We start from the raw sequence: 18,253 nt of genomic DNA on the forward strand, positions 1-18,253 counted from the left end.
CGTGGCCGCCGTCGGCGCAGGGTGACGCTATTCGGTCTGCTGGGTGTGATCGTGCTGGGTGTGATTCTGCTGGGTGTGATTCTGCTGGGCGGCGCGGGCGGCGTCGGCGGCAGGGGTGCCGGGGCGCTTGGCGATCACCCAATCGGCGATGTTGCGCTGGGCGCCCGCCGACACCGCGAGGGCTCCCGGCGGCACGTCGTCGCGCAGCACGGTGCCCGCGCCCGTGTAGACACCGTCGCCGATCGTGAGAGGGGCGACGAACATGTTGTCGCTGCCGGTGCGGCAGTGCGAGCCGATGACCGTCTTGTGCTTGGCCACGCCGTCGTAGTTGACGAAGACGCTCGACGCGCCGATGTTGGTCTTCTCGCCGATCTCCGCATCGCCGACGTACGTCAGGTGCGGGACCTTGGTGCCCGCGCCGATCTGGGCGTTCTTGGTCTCGACGAACGTACCGATCTTTCCGTCTGCGCCGAGGACCGTGCCGGGTCGCAGATACGCGAACGGGCCGACGGCGGCGCCGGGCCCGATCTGCGCGTCGGAACCGTGGGTGCGGATCACCGCAGCTCCCTCGCCGACGATCACGTCGGTGAGCGTCGTGTCGGGGCCGATCACCGCGTCGTCGGCGACGGAGGTCCGGCCGCGGAGCTGGGTGCCCGGTTCGATGCGCACGTCCCGGCCCAGCGTGACGTCGACGTCGATCCAGGTGGTAGCGGGGTCGACGACGGTGACGCCGGCGAGCATGTGCTTGCGGACGATCCGGCGATTCAGTTCGGCTCCGAGATCGGCCAACTGCGCGCGGTCGTTGCAGCCGGCGACCACGCTCGGATCGGAGACGGTGAGTGCGTGCACGGCCCGGCCGGCCTCGCGCGCGATGCCGACGAGATCGGTGATGTAGTACTCGCCCTGCACGTTGTCGGTGGACAGACTGGTCAGGCCGGTCCGCAGCATGTCGGCGGCGAACGCGTAGATCCCGGCGTTCACCTCGGTGATCGCGCGTTCGGTCTCGGTCGCGTCCTTGTGCTCGGTGATCGCCAGGACGTCCGACGACGCGATGTCCAGGCCGGGACCGCCCGCCCGGACGATTCGTCCGTAGCCGGTGGGGTCGTCGGCGATGAAGCTGGTCAGCGTGACGGCGGCCGGTTCGCCCGCGTCGTCGCGCAAGTGTTCGGCGACGAGCGCGGACAGGGTGGCGCCGTCGAGCAGCGGGGCGTCGGCGACCGTGACCAAGACGGTTCCGGAGAAGTCGTCGGGGAGTCCGGTCATTCCGGCGCGGGCGGCGTCGCCGGTGCCCAGCGGCTCATCCTGAACGGCGACGGTCACCGGCCTGCCGAGTTCCTCGGCGATCTCTCCGATGGCGGCGGTGACCCGCTCGCGTTCGTGACTGACGACGGCGACGAGGTGATCGGGGGCGAGTTCGGCGGCGCCGTGCAGTGCGTGGCCGAGCAGGCTGCGTCCGCCGATCTCGTGAAGGATCTTCGGGGTCTTCGACTTCATCCGGGTACCGGCACCCGCCGCCAGCACAATGACGGCGACTTCTTCGTTCGACTGGGCCGGCCGTCCGGTCATCCGAGTCCCTCCGCATCTCAAGGTCGCGAGCGTCGACGCACTCCTGCAGAGCTTTCCATCCCGCGGAGGTACGCCGGGGCAAATCCTACGCAGCCGGTGCGGTCAGGTGTTATTCGGCGAGGTGCGCAGTGGCATTCACAACACTGCCGTCAGCGACACCTCGTCCGTCGAGGGCGGGCGGCTACCGATAATGCGGATTGTTCATCACCGGGATCTGGATGCTGATCGGCAGACGCAGTTCGGACATGTACAGCAGGACGAACTGTCGGAGGAACTCATCGAACAACCAGTACGCCTTCGGCGGCGTGCCGACATCGAGCAGCCCTTCGCGGACACGAACGTACGGGCCCCACGCCGTTTCGAGCATCGGTGACCACACCGGTTCGCGGGGGATGCGCAGCCAGTCGGCGATCTGATCTCCGAGCATGAAACGGGTGATCGCACCCAGGACACCGCGGCTCAGCAACGTCAGATCGAGGTTCATCCCCAGGTCGAGCAGCATGTCGGCGAGCTTGACTCCCTCGGGTGTCGGCCCGACGACGGGATCGAGCACCTGCCTGGCCTGTGCCTCTGCGGCGGACCAGTCGGCGGGGATGTACTCGTCTCGGATGCCGAGGAAGTGCGCGGTCAGCTGCCACGTGTGAAGGAACCCCGCTGCCTCCGCGGTGTCGATCGGCACACCCCACTTCGTGAACTGGCGCATCGCGCTCGTGGGCAGGCTGTGCCATGTCACCATCATGTCGGCCTGGCTGATCGGCAATCGCTCATCCGCGGAGTGTTGCCAATACGGAGACTTGGGCAGAATGTGCCGCACTCCCGAGTGTGCGAGGCGCGTCTTGATGCAGGTGACGATGTGCTCGCCGTCGGGAGCGAAGGCGTTCGCGGTCCCGATGTCATAGCCCAGTTTCGCGGTCTTCGAGATCCGGTCCTTCATGGCCGCGCCGCCCCAGGAGTAGTAGACGGCGCGTGCCTCGTGCGGGATGACAGTGCTGAGCATGCCGCTGACGAAGCCGTAGACGACGCCGAGGTAGGTGCCGCGTTTCTCGTTGAACCGAGCGGCGGCCGCGAGCTTGCCGCGGTCGGTCCACTCGGGGAGTCTGCGCGCTTCGGCGAGGAAGTCGCGCAGATCGTCGGGTAGACCCGGCGGGAGCGGCTGGCCGTTGTGGATCCAGCCCTTGAGCAGCTTGTTCACTCGTGGGATCTCGCCGCGTTCGGCGAGCGATGCGACGAGGCGGTCGCAGTCCGGATCCCAGACGTGATGAGGATCGACGCCCGCTCCGCTTCCCGGTACGGATCTGGCGGGCGACCAGGTCCACGGTGTCGCCTGCGCCGCGGTGGCCAGCGCCCCGGCCGCGCCGAGTGTGGCACCGGCTTTGAGGACAGTACGGCGGTTCATGTCGTGCATCGTGGTCTCCCGTCGGCCAAATGAAACAGATAGGCAGTGTTTGTAACATAGTGCCGACGGCGGCCGTCCGTCTCGGGATTCGCAACATGGGGTGGTCAGCCGATGCCGTAGCGTGAAGGAGTCGGGTAGGTGCTCAGAGGAGTTGAAGGCGAGTGGTGATCCCTGCGGCCGGCCGGGTCGAGGCCACGCTTTTCGAGCGTGCGATGCAGCAGGCGGTGCAGACCGATGCCGTCGAGACCGACCGGACGCGGGCCAAATTGCTCGACGCAGCGTATGAGCAGTTCTGCGAATCGGGGATCGGGCGCACCTCGATGGAAGAGGTGGCCCGACGTGCCGGGACGGCTCGGATCACGATCTACCGCAAGTTCGCCACCAAGGACGCGCTCGTCGACGCGGTCATGGTCCGCGAGTTCCAGAACTACTTCACCGAGTTTCTCGACGTCATGGCGCAGGCGCCGACCCCGGCCGACCGTGTGGTCCAGGCCTTCGTGACGTCGTTGCGGACCATCGGCGGCAATCCGCTGATCCGAAAGCTGCTCGAGACCGAGCCGGCGATGGTTCCGGGCTTCGTCGGCGGCGGCGACGGTCGTACTCTCACCGTGGTGCGCGACTTCGTCGCGCACCAGATCCTTCGCGAACAGACCGCAGGGAACATCCCCAAGCGGGTGCGGACCATACCGGCTGCCGACCTGGTGGTCCGGATCGCGGGGTCGTTCCTCACCATCCCCAGTGACCTCATGGACTACGACGACATCGGCGAGCTCTCGGATTTCGCGCGCGAGTTCCTTCTTCCGGTGCTGGGTCTCAAGTAGCGTCGCCCGGCGCGCGCCGGGGGAGGGTCGATGTCGCGGATCGACGAATCCAGTGGTACGCAGTCCTGTCGGATGTACCATCCGATTGGGTGTATCGCTGGGTGTGCCCGGGTGCCGGAGTGCGACGAGGGGTGGTTCTCCGGCACCTGGGGAGCAGGAGATCGCCGTGGCACTCGACGAAGGGGGCGGACCAGCCGCCGGCCGCGAATACGCCAGCGGGCCCGGGCTGCGAGGGGGACGCGGCTGCCGGCATGGTCACTGCGCACGCCGTTGCTCCGCCACCAGGACTCGAACCTGGAATGCCTGAACCAAAATCAGGAGTGTTGCCATTACACCATGGCGGATTGCCGCGGAGACGATTCTGCCACAGCACTCGCAGGGCCCACCGGGCACCATGACACCGGGAGTCGTGACGGGCCTGGTACCAAGGCGGCCTGCGATTCGCCTTCTCGTACGCCTCTGTTCTCTCCGGACGTCTGTTCTCTCCCTGGACGTCGCGCGAGATCACCCAGACTATTAGGTTAGTCTTACCTAGCTATGAGGAAGATCAAGCGGGGCCGATCCGGCCGAATCCGAGTCGCCGCGATGGCGACCGCGGCCGTGACGGGGCTGGTGACAGCGGTTTTCGCGGTAGCGCCGACAGCTGTGGCGGCGCCAGTGCAGACGACGGGATCGCTCGTTGCGTTGGAACATCTGGACAAGACGCTGTGGCGGATGACCGTCCACTCGGAGTCGATGAATCGCGACATCCCGCTGCTGGTGCTCCGACCGCCGGTGAATGAGGAGCATGCGCCGACGCTGTATCTGCTCAACGGTGCCGGCGGAGGCGAGGACGGGGCCAGTTGGCTGGCGCAGACCGATGCGCTCGAGTTCTTCTCCCGCAAGCACGTCAACGTCGTGATCCCCGAGAAGGGGATCGGCAGCTACTACACGGACTGGGTGTCACGAGACCCGAAGATCGGCCGGCCGCAATGGGAGACGTTCCTGACTCGCGAGCTGCCGCCCGTCGTCGACGACGCCCTGGCCTCGGACGGCCGTCGCGCCGTGGCCGGACTGTCGATGTCGGCCACATCGGTCTTCAACCTCGCGATCGCGCGACCGGGGCTGTATCGGTCGGTCGCGTCGTACAGCGGCTGCGCACGCACGAGCACACCGGAAGGCGAAGCCGCCGTGCGCGGCATCGTGTACACCGCGGCGGGCGCCGACGCGACCAACATGTGGGGACCGGCCGGTTCGCCCGGGTGGACTCGCAACGACCCGTACGTCAACGCGGCCGGCCTGCGCGGGCTCACGCTGTATCTGTCGAGCGGCAGCGGGCTGCCGGGACGCTACGACACTCCCGAACATCAAGCACCCGGGGCGCCGCCGATCGCCGATCAGATCCTGGTGGGCGGTGCCCTCGAGGCCGCCACGTCGGCATGCACGGCCGCGATGGCGCAGCGCTTGCGGTCGCTGAACATCCCGGCGACCGTGCATCTGCGCCCCACTGGAACCCACTCCTGGAACTACTGGCAGGACGAGCTGCACCGGTCCTGGCCGACGATCGCCGCCGGGCTGGACCGATGACCTCGGCAGAGACCGCGATCCAGCCGAGGCGTGCGGAGTCGCACCTGCAGGCGGTGCGGGATGCGGCCGGCGAGACGGTGGTCGCGCAGTGGCTGGCCGTGGCCGCGGCCCGCGCGGAGGCGGTGGCGGTCCGCACCCCGGACGGCTCGATCACCTATGCCGAACTGGCGGCTCGGGCGCAGGACCGCGGCCGCGCCATCGCCGCCGCGGTACCCGACCGCGATCGCCCGGTCGCGGTCGAGACGGAGTCCGACATCGATTCGGTCGCCGCCATCCTGGCGGTGTTGTGCTCGGGCCGGCCACTGGTGCTGCTCGATCCCTTTCTGCCGGACGACCGACGAGGCCACATTCTGGAACTCTCCGGCGCGCGGGAACTCAGCCCGGCCGAGATCCGAGCGCTCCCGGCCGCGCCCGAACCGGTTCCCGAGCCCGCACCGGGCGACATCGCGGTGCTCATCTTCACGTCGGGATCGACGGGGCGGCCGAAGGGCGTCGCCCACACGCAGCGGGGCTGGACCAACCAGGCGCGCGACGGACGGGAGTTCATGGGTCTTCGCCCCGACGACCGAGCCGCAGTGCTTCTGCCGTTGAGCTTCGGGGCCGGATTCGACTGCCTGGTGATGACACTGATCAACGGTGCGACGATGCTGCTCTGGGACGTGCGGAGGCGCAGCGCCGCCGATCTGCGCGACTGGCTCGATCGCGAAGCGGCCACCACCGCGCACGCCACTCCGTCGCTGTTGCGCGCCTGGCTCGCCGGAAGCCCCGGCGCTGATGGCGCCGGCAGGACGGGCGGGCTCAACGACCTCCGGCTGTTGTCGGTGTGCGGCGAGCCGTCGCACCACAGCGACGTCGAACTCGCACGCCGCACCGTCCTGTCGAGAGGCACCTTCTGCTGTTGGTCGGGGTCGTCGGAGACCGGCGACCTCGCCTTCAACCTGTTCCCGCGCGATCGGGCGGTGGTGCCCGGGCCGCTGGCCGCAGGCACGCCGGCAGCGGGCAAGCGCATCCGGATCGTCGGCGACGACGGCGACGATGTGCCGGTGGGTCAGACCGGCGAGATCGTCGTCGAGTCCCGGTATCTGGCTGCCGGCTACCACCGCGATCGGGCGCTGACCGCCGATCGCTTCGTCCGCCTCGACGACGGTCGCACCCGCTTCTACACCGGCGACCTGGGCCGATTCGACGAGACCGGCGACCTCCTCCTTCTCGGCCGGCTCGATGACGCGATCAAAGTGCGCGGCTACCGAGTCGAGCCCGCCGAAGTGGAGTTCGCGCTGCGGCAACTGCCGTGGGCGGTGGACGCCGCGGTGGTCGCCGATCGCGACGCCGGCGAACTCACCGGCTACCTCGCCGTGGATCCGGCGACGTGGGCGCCCGCGCCGTCGGAAGTACGTGCGGCGCTGCGAGACTCGCTGCCGGAGTGGATGGCGCCGCGGCACATCGTGGTGCTCACCGAGTTCCCGCGCACCGAACGAGGCAAGGTGGACCGCGCCGCTCTGCCGCCGCCTCCCGAACGAGTGATCGAGCCCGTCCGCGGTCCCACCGAAGCCGCACTGGCCGCGCTGTGGTGCACAGTGCTCGGGCTCGACGAAGTGGGCCGGTCGGAGGACTTCACCGCGCTCGGCGGTGATTCGCTCGCCGCCGCACGCATGCTCGCCGATCTTCGCGACCGCTGGCTCGTCGACCTCTCGACGGCCGAGTTCGCCGAGACACCGACGGTCGCGGGCCTGGCGGTGCTGCTCGACGACGCGCACCGCGACCGCGCGCAGACCGCGGCGCGCGGCACGCTGAGCCGGTTGCGCGACGGCACCGGGGTGCCGCTGTTCTTCGCGGCGGGTGCGGGCAGCCCGGCGGCCGCGTTGCTTCCGGTGGTTCGCGAACTGCCCGGCGACGGTCCCGTCTACGGGCTGCAGGCACACGGTCTCGAACAACGCGGCCGCGCCGACCGTTCGATCCGCGCCGCGGCCCGCCGCGCCATCCGGGAGATCCGTGCCGTGCAGCCCGCCGGACCGTACCGGTTCGCGGGCTACTCGTACGGCGGCTTCGTCATGCTCGAGGCGGCCGCGATCCTCCACGGACGGGGTGAGCGCGCGAACGTCGTTCTCATCGACACGCTGTTCGAGCCGGAACTGCGCGCTCGTCTCGCCGCCGGCCGGGACGGTGATGCGGTCGCAGGTACTGCGGACACCGGCGACACGCTGCCGCTGCCGGATCGGCGGACCACCGGCACTGTCACTGGCGCTGCGACTGTCACTGCGTCTGCTGTGCCGCCGGCGCGCGGTACCGGGGCCCGGAGGCTCTCCGCTTGGAACCGTGCCTGGAATCGCGCCGCGATGAGATTCCTGGTCGCCACCGCCGGACTGTGGCGGCTGCCGGCGACATTGCAGTGGACGGTCTTCTGGGATCTGGGACGAGCGTTGATCCGACAGCACCGGCCCACGCCGTACCCCGGGTCGGTCACGATGATCGCCGCGGAATCGAACCCCGACGACCCCGCGACCTGGTCACTTCTGGCGACCGGGGGCGTCACCGAGGTGCGTGTGCCGGGAGATCACCATTCGATGATGCGTGCGCCCTTCGCGGCCGGCACGGCTGCGGCCGTGCATGCCGCGCTCGCCGCGAACACGGGAGCGGAGGAAGGAACCGGTGATGACGAGTATTCAGATGACGAGTGATTCACCGGTCCCCAAGACTGATCTGACCGTGGCCGCGGTCGTCACGTCCTTCGAGCCGACCGACCGACTGGTGGACGTCGTCCGGCGGGCGGTTGAGCAGGCCGAATCCGTGGTCGTGATCGACGACGGCTCCCCGTCCCTGACCGACCGTGCCGACCGTGGCGACCTTGAGGAATCCGCTGTGCGGACGATCCTGGACCGGTGCGCCGAGGCAGGCGCGCATGTGGTGTGCGCTCCGCGCAACGCCGGCATCGCCAGCGCGCTGAACATCGGTGTGCGGCGGGCACTGGACGCCGGGGCCGACGCCGTCCTGACCCTCGACCAGGACACGCTGATCGACGGCGACTACCTCAGCCGTGCCCGCGCCCATCTGCATCTGGCGGCCTCGCTCGGACTCACCGAGGTGATGGTCTCGCCCGCACTCATCAACGACGACGTCGCGCCCTTCTGGTTCGCCGAGCGAGGCTTGACGCTCGCCTTCGAACCGCTGCAGTCCGGCCTGGTCGTGACCGCGGAACTCTTCGCCGCGATCGGCCTGTTCGATGAGGACCTGTTCATCGACTGCGTCGAGACCGAGTTCTATCTGCGCGCACGGGAGCGCGGGGCACCGGCGCTCATCGTTCCCGGCGGTCGGATCGAACACAGCCTGGGCCACCGAGCCCGGTGGACGCCGCCGCGTCCGCTGCGCCCGCTCATGCGCCCGTTGATGCGGGAAGGCGCGCGCGGCGGCACAGACGGCGAGGCGATCGAGTTCTCGCAGGACGCGCCGTTCCGCCACTACTACATCGCGCGGAACCGGCTCGCCCTGTATCGCCGCTACGGCCGGCGCGAGCCGCTGTGGTGCGCGGTGTCGATCGCCAAGGACACATTCGTCCGAGGCCGCGCGATGTTGATCGGCAGCCATCGGCCGGCGCGCGCGTACCTGACCGCGGCCGGGACCCGCGCCGCGTTGCGCGGGGAGACGGGAAAGATTCCGAAGCGGACACTGCTGCGATCGATGCGGCCCGCCGACCGCGCGCGGGCGATCGGGGAGCGCCCCGCCGAACCCGACCGCGGCCTGCCCCGGCTGGTCTCGGTGGTGATCCCGGTGCGCAACGCGGCAGCGGTGATCGACGAACAGTTGGCGGCGCTCGCCGGGCAGGACTACGCCGGCGACTTCGAGGTGATCGTCGCCGACAACGGGTCCACCGACGGTCTCGCCGACCATCTCGCGGACCACCCGCTCGCCGACCGCCTGCAGTTGCGCCGGGTGGACGCCTCGGCCGGACGCGGTGCGTCGGTGGCCCGGAACATCGGGGTGGAGTCCGCGCGCGGCGACTTCATCGCCTTCTGCGACGCCGACGACCGCGCGCATCCGCAGTGGCTGACCGAGCTGACGGCGGTCGCGCGGACGCATTCGGCGGTCGGCGGCGCGGTGGAGACCGACAGCCTCAACGCCCCGCACGTGCAACGCTGGCGCGGCATGCTGCCGCCGGAGACTCCGTATGAGTTCCCCGGTTTCCTGCGGGTGTCGCCGACGTGCAACCTCGGTGTCTGGAAGGACGTCTTCGCCGCGGTGGGCGGATTCGACACCGCGTACGACCGAGGGGCCGAGGACTCGGATTTCACCATTCGGGTCCAGTTGGCGGGCGGTGTGCTGGGCCATGCGCCGCGGGCACTGGTCGCCTATCGGCTCCGCGACACGCTCAGTGGCCTGTGGAAGCAGTCGGTGATGTGCGGCGAGGGCGATGTCCGTCTGTACTCCGATTACCGCTCGTACGGGCTGCCGCGGCGGAAGTGGTACGGGACACTCGATGAGGTGGCGTACGTGGTGCTGCGGAATCCGTTGCTGCCCACCGCGATCACGGGTGTGTCGACCGGCAGGTGGCTATTCCACGCAGGAAACCTCCTCGGCCGCGTCCGCGGCAGCCTCCGCCACCGCTGCTGGTACGTGTAGCCCGCAGTCGAAATATTTTGGCTCCCGCAACGGTCTCACAGGCCGGTGCGGGAGCCAAAGTTTTCGAGAGGACGGGCGGGGTCGCCGGTGTGCAGCACGTGGGCGAGGGCGGCGGCCACACGGGCCGGATTCCGGGCACCGAAGACGTGCCTGCCGAAACTCAGGCCGGCCACCGACGACTCGGCCACCCGGGTGCCGAACTCGATCGCCGACTCGTCGTCGTGATAGGCGCCGCCGGCCACAACGATCGGCAGCGGGCAGGAGTCCGCGACCGCGTCCATGGATGCGCGATCGCCCGCGTAGTCGAGCTTGACGATGTCGGCGCCGAGATCGGTGGCGATGGCAGCCAGATGCGACAGCGTCGCGACCGACTGGGTTCCCGGAGTCTCGGCCATTCCCCGGTTGTACATCATGGCCAGGAGCGGAATGCCGAGCCGGGCGCACTCGTCGCTGACCACGCCGAGATCGTTGAGTTGCTGCGCCTCCGTGGGCGATCCGATGTTGACGTGGATGCTCACCGCGTCCGCTCCGAGAGCCATCGCCTCCTCGACCGAACCGACCAGGACTTTCGAGGTGGTGTCCACCGACAGCGAGGTGCCCGCGGACAGATGCACGATCAGACTCAGTTCGCGGAAATGAGCCGGATCGATGTGGCGCGCCCGGCCCTTGTGGACCACGAGTGCGTCGGCGCCCGCCTCGGCGAGCATCGCGGCGGTCCAGTCGGCGTGGTTCTTGCGACCCAGTGGGCCGACCGTCACCGAATGGTCGATCGGGACGATCAGCGCACGTCCGGTCGGCGCGGAGAAGATCCGGCGCAGCCGCAGCGTCTTACCGGACAGCGACGCTGTGCGCGGTGGTGCCGAGTGCCTCATCGGTGCTCCTCTCGAGAGTGAATGAGGGTAGCCTATCCTGTGTTGCATGGATCTGTGCGCGAGGGGCGGAATCGCTCGCTATCTGGACCGGATCGGCCTGGACGAGGCCGACCTGCCGAACGGGATCGAAGCGCTGGTGAGCGCGGTGGCCACGGCTCAGCACGCGCGGGTGCCGTTCGAGAACCTCGGGATCCACTCCGGGCGCGTGGTCGGTGTCGAGCCGGCGCGGATCGCGCAGCGCCTCGTGGACGACCGTCGCGGCGGCATCTGTTACGAACTCAACGGACTGCTGATGTACGCCCTGCGGGCGCTGGGCGTGCCCGCCGTTCTGCACGGTGCGCGAGTGGATTCGGGAGCGGGATTCGGTCCAACCGACGGTCACGTGGCAGTCGTGGTGCCGGGCGATCCCGCGATGCTGGTGGACGTCGGCTTCGGCGGCGACATGATCCTGCGGCCGATCGATCTCGCCGACCCGGCCGGCCGCGACGTGTCGGCCGGCGCGGCCCGCTACCGGATCGACCCTGCGGTCCGAGAGTTGGATGAGTTCGCCGGGATGGCCCGTTGGCACAGCACGTCCGGGCAGTCGAGGTTCACCGGCTCGGTGATCTGCACGCTGCCGGTCGACGCCGGCCGGCGCACGATGACCGGCCGCATCGACCCCGAGTCCGGCCGGATCGATTACCGGATGATCGAGGTCGACGGCGACTCTCGCCGGGAGTACGCGGTCGCGGCGGCGGACGTGCCCAGGCGGCTGTCGGACGTCTTCGGTATCGACGACCCGCGGCCGCCGATGCGCAGTGCGGTCGGGCGTCACCGGTAGCGCCAATCGGTCGGGAACGGAAGGCCGAGATACACCTCGCCGAGTTCGCGGCGCGCGGTCTCCGACGCCACCCAGCGCTGCAGCCGGGCGCGGCGCAGCGGCCAGTCGAATTCGTCGTCGTGTCGGTGCAGCGCGCTGGTGAGCCGCCAGGAGAACGCCTGAGTCTGCCAGATCCGCTCCAGCGCGGTGACCGAATACGCGTCGAGCAGGTCAGTGCGCCGGTCCGCGTAGTAGCCGCCCAGCGCGTTGGAGAGGACGCACGCATCCGACACCGCGAGGTTGAGGCCCTTCGCTCCGGTCGGCGGCAGGATGTGGGCGGCGTCGCCCAGGAGGAACAAGGAACCGACCCGCATCGGTTCGGTGACCGCGCTGCGCAGGCGGGTGAGGCTGCGCTCGATGATCTCCCCGGTCTCGAGCTCGTCGGCGTCGTCTGCGGCGCTCCGGTGGCGGAGCTCCTTCCAGATCCGTTCGTCCGACCAGTGGGCGAGGTCGGTGTCGTGCGGGACCTGCAGGTACTGCCTCGACAACTGCGGGCCGCGCATGCTGTGCAACGACAGGCCGTCGGGGTGCGCGCTGTACATGCCCTCCTCGGTGACCGGCGTGCTGTGCGCGAGAATGCCGAGCCAGGCGAACGGGTACACGCGCTGCACCGTCCGAACGTGCGGTTCCGCGGTGGCTCGCGCCACCCCGTGGAAGCCGTCGCAGCCGGCGACGAAGTCGGCTTCGACCACGCCCGTCGAGTGCGGAGTCCGGAAATGGACCTCGGGCCGGTCGGTGCCGATGCCTTCGACGGCGACGGCCTCGGCGTCGAAGATCACCGGCGCGGCGCGGCCGGGGAGGGCATCGATCAGATCGCCGACCACCCTCGCCTGTCCGTAGACGAAGGCGTTGCGGCCGGTGTCGGCGTGGAAGTCCAGGTGGTGTGTGGTGCGGTCGAATCGCAGGTAGAAGCCCTTGTGTCGCAATGCCTCCCGGTGGAGGTCGGCGCTGACGCCGAGCTGGTCGAAGACGTCGACGGTGGACTGCTCCAGCACGCCGGCGCGGACGCGCGAACGGACGTGTTCCTCGGAACTCCGCTCCAGCACCACGGCGTCGACACCCTGGAGCGCCAGCATGTGCGCCAGGCTCAATCCGGCGGGGCCGGCGCCGATGACGGCGACTCGGGTGCGGATGCGCTGCGGGGGAGGAGTGGACACCGTGGATCCTTCGTTAAGTTGGCTAGGCTAACCTATCTTTTCAGACGGCCGTGTCGGTGTTCATGCGGGGTCGGGTTGTTCATGCGGGGTCGGAATGACGCCGCCGGCCGCACATGACCGCACCGACCGGTTGCACCCGTGCCCGACGAAACGACAGGAGTCCGCCCATGCCCGGCAGCCCTCACGGCCCCGGAACGCCTCGCATCCTCTGGTACCTGAACGGGATGGACGGCGAGGTGCCGTGGCAGCCGGAGTATCGCTCGGAGCCCTCGCTGGAGCATCTGCGTTCGGTGGCGGCGACCCTCGACCGGCTCGGCTACTACGGGGTGCTCTGCACGGCTCGTGAACCCATCGCCCTCGTGTCGGCCACCGAGCGGCTGCGATTCCTCGTTCCGGAGTATCCGGGCGCCAAGCCGCCTGCGCTCATGGCCGAGCAGGCCCAGGTCTTCGACCACTACTCGGGTGGCCGGATGATCGTGAACCAGGTCAACGGCGCCGATCCGGTCCTTGCTCGATACGGGCGTTTCGAAGGCAAGGACGAGCGGTACCGGGTGTCGGCCGAGTACTGGGAGACCGTGCGGCGCATGTACTCCGACGATCCCTCGGCGGTCGACGGCCAGTACTTCCGCGCCGGTCCGCAGTACAAACCGTCGATTCCAGGGCCGAGGCAGGAACGGCTGCCCATCTGGGGCACCGGCGCGTCGGCGGCCGGGCTCGAGCACGCGGCGCAGGTGCTCGATGTGTACTTGAGCTTTCTGGCGCACCCCGACGCGCTGGTCCGGACCTTCGACGCGGCTCGTGCCGCGGCGCGCGAGCGCGGCCGCGAGCTGCCCTGCGGCGTGCTGGCCAGCGTGGTGGTCCGCGACACCGACGAGGCGGCCTGGGAACGTTTCGAGTGGCAGTTGGCGCAGACCGACGCCGCGGAGATGGCGCGGCTGGCCGATCGGAATCTCCGCTCGTTCGGCTTGCCCGGACTCGACGAGATCGCCTCGGACGACGCTCAGGTGCAGGCGCGGATCGACGCGCTGCGGGCCGGCCGGATCCCCGGCCGCGACGAACTGGAGTTCCTGCCGGGTCTGGCCGCAGGGCTGACGACGTGGACGTCGGGGGAGCCTCCCTTCGACATCGCCGGGAAGGGCTCGGGAAACTATCTGGTCGGCAGTCCGGAGACGGTGGCGGCCACGCTGCGCAAGCTGTCGGCCGAGCTCGGCGCGGACACCTGGATCCTGTCCGGATGGCCGCTCGCGGAGGAGGCCGAACGCTTCGCCGAACAGGTGCTTCCCCTGCTGGGCTGAGGTCGACGCGGTCGGGCCGGTTTCGGCTCGACCGCCCCCGTGCCCCCGACCGCCCCCGTACCTCAGCGCTCCTCGCAGAACTCCGTGATCGGCAGTCCGACGTGCCGCGCCTCCGGTGGCACATAACCGAGCAGCACGTCGCCGGGCTTGAGTTCGGTGACGTTGTTCACCGAACCGCCCGGACCCAGCAGCCGGACGTGCCAGTCGTCCTGCGCGATCACGTTGATGGTCCGGCCGTCGGCCGACCGCGCGTTGATCGAGATCAGCGGTCGCCGTTCGATCTTGACGCGCCCGATCAGCACCTCGCGGGCGGAGCCGTCGCTGCGGACCGCGAGAATCGGCTGTCCGGCGCGCAGTTCGCTCACGTAGCGGGTCCGGTTCTCGGGCGCCAGCACGTACGAGTGCACCGCGCCCGCATTCCATCGGAAGGGCCGGGTCGGCATGTACGGCAGCGGATGGGTCTCGCTGCACGACAGGAACATTCCGCTGGCGAACGAGCCGATCAGGCATCCCTCGTCGAGTTCCAGGAGCGAGCAGGTGTCGATGCAGGCACGCTCGCCCATCCCGATGTGCTCGACACCGGTGATCGTCAGCTCGGCCAGTTCGACGCGCGCCGCGGACGGTTCGAGGACCGCGGCCAGGGCCACGACGTCGTCCGCGTGGCGGGGAGCCAGCAGCAGTCCGTCGGAGCCGTGTTCGAGCACCAACTTCACGATCTCCGCGTCGGTGATGTCGTCGACCACGGTCACGGTGCGACCGCCGGAGTTCTCCGCCGCGGCGATCACGATCTCGAGGGGGATCTTGGTGGGGTCGGTGAAGGTCAGCAGCGTCCATCCGATGCGCCGGACCCATTCGCAGGCCTCGCTGAGCGTGTCGGAATCGCGGACGACGACGTGTACGCCGTCGGCGTGGCTCGGCAGCGTCTCGGGCGTCGCGCGCTCGACGAGGGTCAGGTCGATGCCCTCGGTTCGGGCGCCTTCGGTGCCCTCGGGGGGCACGGTATCGCCCGCGATGAGGATCTTGCGGACGGTCGGCGGCAGGGTGGCGAGGAACGCGGCGTCGTCGGTGAGGATTCCGTCGATGTTGTAGTTGAGCGCCGCGGCCACCACGGCGTCGCGCTGCTGCCCCGACAGTGCGCGCACGTCCACCCAGGCGAAGTGCTCGCCGGTCCGGGTCGCGTCGCCGACCGCGCGCAGCGGCGTCACCCGGTCGGTGACGTGGACGGGCGGCACCTCGACGGGTGCGTCGGTGGTTCCGGTCTTCTTGGGCATCGAACTCTCCTTGCGCAAATATGGCTAGGCTAACCTATTTTGAAGAGATTAACGCGTGGTCGACGCGCGACGGTAACCGGCCACTGCGGGCCCGCTGAACGCGGCGAGCAGGCCCACCGACCACGCCGCCGTCGTCAGCGCGGGGCCGAGCACCTGGCCGCCGGTCGAGATCCCGCGGATGGCCTCGACCGCGCAGCTCAGCGGCTGATACTCAACCACCGGCCGCAGCCACGCCGGGTAGGCGTCGGCGGGCACGAAGCCGGTGTTGAAGAACATCGCCAGATTGGTTCCGACGGCGATCCACTCCACCAGGCGGGACTCCGGCCGGAGCAGTGCGAGGGCGGTGACCATCACCGAGAACGACAGGCCGAATCCGAGTGCGACGGCCAGGATCCCCAGTGCGCCGGGGAGGCCGGTGTGGATCCGGAAACCGATGACGGCGCCCACAGCCAGGACGGCGGCCACGGTGATGAGAATCCGCACCGCCTCCGACAGCAGCCGGCCGATCATGGCCGACGCCCGGTGCACCGGAAGCACCCAGGTGCGCGCGAGCAGGCCGGAGGTGCGCTCCCGGCGCAGACCGAGCCCGCTGATCGACGCCCCGGACATCGCGCCGATCAGCGCGAACATCGGGACCATGCCGAAGGCGTTCGATTCGCCGGAGTGCGCGCTGACTGGGCGGTCCAGCACCACCCAGAACAGCAGAACCATCAAGGCCGGAAAGAGCAGCGACTGAAGCAGGGTCGCGGGATCGGCGGCTGCTTTGCGGAGAATCCGCTCAGCCTGGATCGCCGAACCCCGCCACAGCGCGTATCCGCTGCGCTCGGGTGCCCATGCCGCTCTCGGAGGGAAGTGGACTATGTCGGTGATATCGGTGGCGTCGGTGATATCGCTGGCGTCGGGGATCGGGCTTCGGTCGGTCACGGATACGACCGCCGTCTCTGCTGGGCGAGGTAGGCGAGCGCGGAGAAGACGACGGCCAGCGCCGCCAGCCAGATCAGCGCCGGAGCTGCGGTCTCGGCGGTGAGCGAGCCGTCGGCCAGATCGCGCATCGTCGCCGCGAAATGGGAGATCGGCTGGTTGCGTGCGAAGGGTCGCGCCCACTCCGGAAAACTCGACTCGGGTACGAAGCCGGTGGAGAGCAGACCGAGGACCAACTGCGGAAGAATAAGAAGCTGAGAGGTCGCCTCGGGGCCGCGTGCCAGGATGCCGAGCGAGTCCGCAGCCATGGCGAGAACTCCGCCCACGGCGAGCGCGAACAGTACGAAGCCGACAGCGCCCGCCGCACCGCCGGAGAAGCCGAAGCCCAGCAGAGCGCCGAACAGCAGCGCCGTCGCGATCGACACCGCCGAGCGGACCAGCGAGGTGGTCATGCGGGCGGTGAACGGAACCAGGGCTGCGACCGGCATCGACGACAGTCTGCGGTTCATTCCGCGGAGCTTGTCCAATGCCGAGCGCTGGGCCGCGGCGATGGCGGTGAACGCGACCGCCTGCAGCACGATGATCGGCATCAGGAACTGTGCGTAGTCGACGCCCTGTTCACTCATCACCACCCGGAGCGGCAGGTAGAAGCCGAGTGCGAAGACGATCGGCATCGCGATTGCGACGGCGAACTCTCCCTCGCCGTAGGCCGAACGGACGCCGCGGACGGTCATCGTCAGCCACTGCCGGACGAACCGGTGGTCGTGCGCGATCACCGTCGGGTCGCGTCGGTCGGGCCAGCGGAGCGAAGGCGATCGAGTCCCGGATCGAGTCCCGGATCGGGTCATCGGATCGGTTCCGGTGCGGCGGCCGGCGGGCCGCCGGTGAGGCGCAGGAATACGTCGTCCAGCGAGGGGCTGCGCAGTCCGATGTCACGCAGGGCGACGCCGGCGCCGGCGGCGGCCGCGATCACCTCCGCCATGGTGTCGACCCCGTTCGGCGCGTTGAGCGTGACGGCCCCCTCGGCACTGTCGGCCCCCTCGGCACTGTCGGCCCCCTCGGCACTGTCGGCACTGTCGGCGCCGGACGCGACGTGATGATCGGCGCTCAGCCGGTCCCGGAGCAGCGAGCGCAGGCGGGGTGCATCGTCGGGGTCGGCGGGGATCGCCTCGCAGAACGTGCCGCCGACGCGTTCCTTGAGTTCGGCGTCCGTGCCCTCGGCGACCACCCGACCGCGGTCGAGGACGACGATGGCGTCGCTGAGCCGATCCGCCTCCTCGAGGTACTGGGTGGTCAACAGGGTGGTGACGCCGTCCTGCTTGAGCGCCTCCACCAACGACCACACCGCCTGTCGGCTGCGCGGATCCAGACCGGTCGTCGGTTCGTCGAGGAAGACGACCGACGGTTCCACGATGAGGCCGCAGGCGATGTCGAGGCGCCGACGCATGCCGCCCGAGTACGCGAACACGGGTCGCTTGGCCGCGTAGGTGAGGTCGAATCGCTCGAGCAGGAAATCGGCGCGTTCACGTGCGGCCGCCCGCCGGAGGCCGAGCATCCGACCGAAGAAGACGAGGTTGTCGCGGCCACCGAGCGTCTCGTCGAGGGCGGCGTACTGGCCGGTCATCGAGATGGCCTCGCGGACGCCGGCGGGATCGGCGACCACATCGCGTCCGGCGACGGCGGCGGAGCCCGCATCGGGTTCGGTCAGGGTGCACAGGATGTCGACGACCGTCGTCTTGCCTGCGCCGTTGGGGCCGAGGACGCCGAGGACCGATCCGCGCGGAGCGTTGAACGTGACCCCGTCGAGGGCCCGGACGTCGCCGAACGACTTCGTCAAACCGTCGACGCGAATCGCCGCTTCGACCGCCGGTTCGTGAGGTCCGAGCATCTGATCACCTGCCTGACATCGATGGAA

14 protein-coding genes and 1 tRNA gene are annotated in these 18,253 nt (G+C 69.5%); 6 read left to right on the forward strand and 9 right to left on the reverse strand.

Annotation, left to right across the window (positions count from 1 at the left end; genetic code table 11):
• Positions 1 to 27: 27 nt before the first annotated feature.
• Together glmU and P5P27_RS03620 are read right to left on the reverse strand one after the other, a co-directional pair.
• Positions 28 to 1,566, reverse strand: a complete 1,539-nt coding sequence (glmU, locus tag P5P27_RS03615) for a bifunctional UDP-N-acetylglucosamine diphosphorylase/glucosamine-1-phosphate N-acetyltransferase GlmU (protein ID WP_278126416.1) — start codon at positions 1,564 to 1,566, stop codon at positions 28 to 30.
• 181 nt (positions 1,567 to 1,747) lie between these two features.
• Positions 1,748 to 2,971: an oxygenase MpaB family protein gene (locus P5P27_RS03620; RefSeq protein WP_278126417.1), complete on the reverse strand. Its 1,224-nt coding sequence runs from the start codon at positions 2,969 to 2,971 to the stop codon at positions 1,748 to 1,750.
• Positions 2,972 to 3,123: 152 nt separating this feature from the next.
• Here P5P27_RS03620 and P5P27_RS03625 point away from each other — a divergent pair, with 152 nt between their 5' ends.
• Positions 3,124 to 3,783 (forward strand): TetR/AcrR family transcriptional regulator, encoded by a 660-nt coding sequence (locus P5P27_RS03625; protein WP_278126419.1) that lies wholly within the window; start codon positions 3,124 to 3,126, stop codon positions 3,781 to 3,783.
• 273 nt (positions 3,784 to 4,056) lie between these two features.
• Here P5P27_RS03625 and P5P27_RS03630 read toward each other — a convergent pair.
• Positions 4,057 to 4,127: transfer RNA gene (locus P5P27_RS03630), tRNA-Gln, on the reverse strand.
• Between the two features lie 193 nt (positions 4,128 to 4,320).
• On the opposite strand from P5P27_RS03630, the gene P5P27_RS03635 reads away from it, so the two are divergent.
• Genes P5P27_RS03635 through P5P27_RS03645 form a run of 3 tightly spaced genes read left to right on the forward strand, consistent with a single transcriptional unit; the run spans position 4,321 to position 9,963 of the window.
• Positions 4,321 to 5,349, forward strand: coding sequence for an alpha/beta hydrolase (locus tag P5P27_RS03635; RefSeq protein ID WP_278126421.1), 1,029 nt, complete (start codon positions 4,321 to 4,323; stop codon positions 5,347 to 5,349).
• Positions 5,346 to 8,027 carry an AMP-binding protein gene (locus tag P5P27_RS03640; protein WP_278126422.1) on the forward strand — a complete coding sequence of 894 codons (2,682 nt, stop codon included), beginning with the start codon at positions 5,346 to 5,348 and terminating at the stop codon, positions 8,025 to 8,027. Before P5P27_RS03635 ends, P5P27_RS03640 begins: the two co-directional genes overlap by 4 nt.
• Entirely contained in the window at positions 8,002 to 9,963 is a 1,962-nt protein-coding gene (locus P5P27_RS03645; protein ID WP_278126424.1) for a glycosyltransferase family 2 protein, read from the forward strand. The genes P5P27_RS03640 and P5P27_RS03645 overlap by 26 nt, the downstream gene beginning before the upstream one ends.
• A 35-nt stretch (positions 9,964 to 9,998) precedes the next feature.
• Here P5P27_RS03645 and P5P27_RS03650 read toward each other — a convergent pair whose 3' ends face one another.
• Complete coding sequence (locus P5P27_RS03650; protein WP_006897711.1) at positions 9,999 to 10,835, reverse strand: 2-amino-3,7-dideoxy-D-threo-hept-6-ulosonate synthase; 837 nt, start codon at positions 10,833 to 10,835, stop codon at positions 9,999 to 10,001.
• Between the two features lie 46 nt (positions 10,836 to 10,881).
• On the opposite strand from P5P27_RS03650, the gene P5P27_RS03655 reads away from it, so the two are divergent.
• A complete protein-coding gene (locus tag P5P27_RS03655) occupies positions 10,882 to 11,655 on the forward strand; it encodes an arylamine N-acetyltransferase family protein (protein ID WP_278126427.1) in 774 nt (257 codons plus the stop codon).
• Here the strand turns inward: P5P27_RS03655 and P5P27_RS03660 are convergent.
• Positions 11,646 to 12,851 carry a 4-hydroxybenzoate 3-monooxygenase gene (locus P5P27_RS03660; protein ID WP_006897713.1) on the reverse strand — a complete coding sequence of 402 codons (1,206 nt, stop codon included), beginning with the start codon at positions 12,849 to 12,851 and terminating at the stop codon, positions 11,646 to 11,648. The genes P5P27_RS03655 and P5P27_RS03660 overlap by 10 nt on opposite strands.
• A gap of 167 nt (positions 12,852 to 13,018) precedes the next feature.
• Here P5P27_RS03660 and P5P27_RS03665 point away from each other — a divergent pair, with 167 nt between their 5' ends.
• Complete coding sequence (locus P5P27_RS03665; protein ID WP_278126428.1) at positions 13,019 to 14,146, forward strand: LLM class flavin-dependent oxidoreductase; 1,128 nt, start codon at positions 13,019 to 13,021, stop codon at positions 14,144 to 14,146.
• A gap of 62 nt (positions 14,147 to 14,208) precedes the next feature.
• Here the strand turns inward: P5P27_RS03665 and P5P27_RS03670 are convergent, their stop codons facing one another.
• From P5P27_RS03670 to P5P27_RS03685, 4 genes are read right to left on the reverse strand one after another with little or no spacing between them, the layout of a single operon-like run.
• Complete coding sequence (locus tag P5P27_RS03670; RefSeq protein WP_006897715.1) at positions 14,209 to 15,417, reverse strand: 3-dehydroquinate synthase II family protein; 1,209 nt, start codon at positions 15,415 to 15,417, stop codon at positions 14,209 to 14,211.
• A 48-nt stretch (positions 15,418 to 15,465) separates the two neighbouring features.
• Complete coding sequence (locus P5P27_RS03675; protein WP_006897716.1) at positions 15,466 to 16,341, reverse strand: ABC transporter permease; 876 nt, start codon at positions 16,339 to 16,341, stop codon at positions 15,466 to 15,468.
• Positions 16,338 to 17,186 (reverse strand): ABC transporter permease, encoded by an 849-nt coding sequence (locus tag P5P27_RS03680; protein ID WP_045539502.1) that lies wholly within the window; start codon positions 17,184 to 17,186, stop codon positions 16,338 to 16,340. Before P5P27_RS03680 ends, P5P27_RS03675 begins: the two co-directional genes overlap by 4 nt.
• The gene (locus tag P5P27_RS03685) at positions 17,183 to 18,226 is read right to left on the reverse strand and encodes an ATP-binding cassette domain-containing protein (RefSeq protein ID WP_278126430.1); all 1,044 of its coding nucleotides are present in this window, start codon (positions 18,224 to 18,226) and stop codon (positions 17,183 to 17,185) included. Before P5P27_RS03685 ends, P5P27_RS03680 begins: the two co-directional genes overlap by 4 nt.
• Between the last annotated feature and the right edge of the window lie 27 nt (positions 18,227 to 18,253).

The sequence above is a fragment of the Gordonia sihwensis genome, from assembly GCF_029632925.1.
Taxonomy (GTDB): domain Bacteria; phylum Actinomycetota; class Actinomycetes; order Mycobacteriales; family Mycobacteriaceae; genus Gordonia; species Gordonia sihwensis.